This is a genomic window from uncultured Clostridium sp. (genome assembly GCF_934754915.1).
Taxonomy (GTDB): Bacteria; Bacillota; Clostridia; order Clostridiales; family Clostridiaceae; genus Clostridium.
Map to the genome: position 1 here is coordinate 1 of NZ_CAKVKB010000215.1, position 4,125 is coordinate 4,125.

The window sequence follows — 4,125 nt, forward strand, 5'->3', positions numbered from 1 at the left end:
GCATATACTTTTGGAAATTTGTACATAATTCATGATTAAAGTCAGCTAACTCATCATCATCATAAAGTCTTCTTCTGCCGCCTGGCACACCAAATATAGTTGAAAATACACCATTAGCTTCTGTAATAGTAAGTGGAATGTTATATTTGTTTGAAATATCTACAAGACCATCCATTATTTTTTCCTGAACTTTAAATACTTTTTTATACACAGCACAATCATCTCTTGTTAATATTGCAAGATTTGCAAGTACTGCTGCCATTCCAAGTCCATATCCAGGATAAGTACCAGGTGTAAGAACCTTATTTCCACGGACACATTCCATAATTTTCTTCTTACCTACAACAGCAGATACTGGAATACCGTTTGAAATTGCTTTTCCCAAAGTACAGATATCCGGAGTAACTCCAAGAACTTTTTGTGCTCCTCCAATATCTACACGGAATCCGGTAATAACTTCATCCATACACATTACAACATTGTACTTATCACACAATTCTCTAATTTTTTCAAGGAATCCTGGTTTAGGATACAAACCATCATGATTCCAAACGATTCCTTCAAAATGAATTCCGGCAATCATATCATGATATTTATCAAAAGTTTCCTCTAACATTTCAAAATTATTCCACTGAATCATGAATGTTTCTTTTCCAGCCCATGGAACTCTTCCTTCAGTATAATAAGGATCTTTGTCTGGACCACCAATTAAAGAAAAATCAGTAAATGGAGCTTCATCTTTATTAGGATTAATACGTCCTCCTAATACATTATCACCCCATCCTGAATAGCTTCCAAAGAATCGAACAATAACATTCTTACCTGTATACGCTCTTGCTATTCTAAATGCAGCCTGAACAGCTTCTGACCCCGTTGTCGTAAACTTTATCTGTTCTGCACATGGTATGTATTTTACAAGTAATTTGGCAACTTCAACATCCATTGGTGAAAATAAAAGGTTAGATCCAATGGCAGTTCCATTATGCTCTAAGTATTTAATAATTTTTTCTGTAAATTCAGGATTACGATGTCCTAAAATATTTGGTCCCATTGAACCATTGTATTCAATATACTCATTTCCATCGATATCTGTCAAATGTGTTCCTTCTGATTTTTGAATGAATAATCTATGTTTTGTTACATCAGTTGGTATTCTTAAATTAGAATGACCAGCTGGAAAAAATTCATTAAATTCAACTGTTAATGCTTCACTTTTATCTTTTTTTAACATAATCTTTTCCTCCTTTTTATCTTGCGGTATATCCGCCATCAATTACCATTTTTGCACCTGTCATAAACTTAGATTCATCTGAACCTAGAAATACTGCTGCATATGCAATATCATCTGGCTCTCCTAAGTAGCCTAAAGGAGCAAGCTCAATTTCTCTTTCTAAATATCCTTCCTGTTGTTCTACTAATTTTTGAACTAACGGAGTGATTATTGTACCTGGATGAATAGAATTTACACGAATATGATCCTTTCCATATCCTACTGCATCACGTTTTGTCATTAATGTAACAGCACCTTTGGCTGCATGATATGCAGCTAATTCAGTTGATCCAACAATGCCCCAAATAGAAGACATATTGATTATTGAACCACCCTGATTTTCTTTCATATAAGGAACTGCATATTTTGTCATATAAAATACACCTTTGACATCTATATTAAACACTGCATCCCATTCATCGGATGTATATTCATGGGTGTCTTTGTCTTCACCTGATATTCCAGCGTTATTCACTAAAATATCCAATTTGCCCCAAAGTTTAACTGTTTCATCAACAACAAATTTGCACTGTGCTTCCTGCGATACATCCTGTTTAAAATATTTTGCAGTACCTCCAAGAGAATTTATTTCATCTTGTACTTTTTTTCCAGCAGATTCATTTCTGCATGTTAATGCTACCTTTGCGCCTTCTTTTGCATACATTTTTACAATCGCATTACCGATTCCAACTCCTGCACCAGTTACAATTGCTACTTTTCCATCTAATCTTCCCATGTCTTCCTCCTTTCTATGGGTTAATTGTAGCGCATGATAAATACAAGACTCTAGGAAAAAAGGGAAATCATTCATAAGTATCATTAAGTTAAGAAAATTCCATATGAACCCACTGAATATACGAGCGTTTAGAAATCTATACCTGCTATTCTTATATATGTATCCGCGCTCCGCCTATTTACAGATATAATTTCTTTTACTCCTAAAATTCTCACCTTTTAATCACATTAATCATCAAATAATGCCCATGTTCCTTATTTTTCTCAAAATAAAAAAATCCCCTAACGGGGACTGTGAGTTTTGTAAATTTTAAAACGGAAATGGTTCATCTTCATCAATCCAATATGAACCTTCTTCCGTTTTAGTTTCCCCTAAGTAATAAAAATCCGCATTACAATTAGGGCACTCCATTACTGGCATTCCCTTCCTTTTACTTTCTTGTTCTAAACTATATTCTTCATCGCAATATTCATCCATATCAGCAAACTCATCTACGATGTCCGCGGGAGCGAATTCACTATAATTACATTTATAGCAATGATATTTGTAAAACTTTTCTATGTACTTTATCTCTTTGGGTTTCATATAATATATCCTTTCTGTTACTCGTTTCTTTTATATCATATATCACCCCATAATCCTTATGCCATATCTTCCATAAAAATTTTTCAGTTCCACATTTATTGCATAATAATGGATTTCTATCAAAATTCTCTATTATTCTCTGTTTCCATGATTTCTTAACTTCATTTTGTTTTTTCTTTTCTTTTAATAATTCCTCAATATTTCTTTGTTTAATAAAGTTATAAAGATGAACAATATCTTTTGCTAGTTTATTATTTGTTCTTGAATAAATACCATATCTCCGTATCATCCTAAATCCTTTAGGTGATATGTGTTGTGTTATTTTTCCTATAAATTCCAAGACATCGCACTCAATAACTTTTTTAAGACCATCATTATGATCTTCATACCAAAATTTCACTCTATTATTTTCATATTTAAGAATCCTATACTCTGCTATCGCAGCTCGGGCAAGGTATCTGCCTATATATTTTACAGCTTGTCTTGTATCATCTAATTTTCTTTTTGCATTCACATAAAAACCCTTAGGATATTTTTTATACAAATAGCTTATTAATTGTCTTGTCTTATATGAATTAAAATGTTTCTTTATTATATCTAATAAAACTTTTTGCCATGACTTCTTCAAATATGGGTATGGAATATACTCAACTTGTTTCCACCACTTTGTTTTTTTATTAACTGCTCCTTCAGTTACTAAAGCATGTACATGTGGATTCCATTTTAAATCTCCACCAAAAGTATGAATTACTGCAATTACTCCTACTTCATAATCACACCCCTTCTTTTTGGTATACCAATAATTAATTACCTCATTAACTCCATCTTGTAATTCTTTTAATAATTCTCTCTTAGAATAAAAATAATTTCTAAGTTCTTTCGGTATCGTAAACACACTGTGTCGATGTACTACTCGTAACATATTTTCTCTTTGTTTTTCAGCCCATTTCATTGTATATAATCTTCCACATCTATTACAGAATTTACTTTTGCATGTAAACGGAACTTTTGTACTCTCTCCACATGTCTCACATTTATATTCTGCAAATCCATATTTAATATCACTACACTTTATGGCTTTGCTTACTACTTCATCAATATGTTTTCTCATATCTTTCGGCACTTTATTCCAATATTTATTCTTAAAATCACAATAATTATCTTGTAATATATCTTTTACTGTTATTTTCTCTTCCATCATATATCTATATTTTATTAGTTATCCACAGATTGTCCAATAATATAATTTCCTATAGAATAAAAAAATCTGCTTCGCAGACTGTGTGTTTCCGCCTCTTTCCAAAGTTATCCACAGATTGTCCAAATATATAATTTCCTAAAGAAGAACAAAGTGGCTCTGCCATGCCCATTCGTGAATAATACTTTAGCCTTTTCATGACTCTTAATTCATTGATATTAATAGATTGGAGTTTTTAAAATTCTATAATTTCCTGTACAATAAAAAACATCTAACAAATGTTAGATGTTTTTGGCGGAGAATCCGGGATTTGAACCCGGGCGCCAGTTGCCCGAC

At 32.3% G+C, this 4,125-nt stretch carries 4 protein-coding genes; all 4 read right to left on the reverse strand.

All coding sequences use genetic code 11. The features are described from left to right. Positions 1–1,231, reverse strand: a 1,231-nt coding sequence (locus Q0F58_RS17645; RefSeq protein WP_294379171.1) for an aspartate aminotransferase family protein, incomplete at its 3' end; no start/stop codon positions are given. Positions 1,232–1,247: 16 nt separating this feature from the next. Beyond that, positions 1,248–2,006 (reverse strand): SDR family NAD(P)-dependent oxidoreductase, encoded by a 759-nt coding sequence (locus tag Q0F58_RS17650; protein ID WP_294379172.1) that lies wholly within the window; start codon positions 2,004–2,006, stop codon positions 1,248–1,250. 309 nt (positions 2,007–2,315) lie between these two features. Further along, a complete protein-coding gene (locus tag Q0F58_RS17655; RefSeq protein WP_294379173.1) occupies positions 2,316–2,483 on the reverse strand; it encodes a hypothetical protein in 168 nt (55 codons plus the stop codon). 52 nt (positions 2,484–2,535) lie between these two features. Continuing rightward, positions 2,536–3,792 (reverse strand): transposase, encoded by a 1,257-nt coding sequence (locus tag Q0F58_RS17660; protein WP_294379174.1) that lies wholly within the window; start codon positions 3,790–3,792, stop codon positions 2,536–2,538. Between the last annotated feature and the right edge of the window lie 333 nt (positions 3,793–4,125).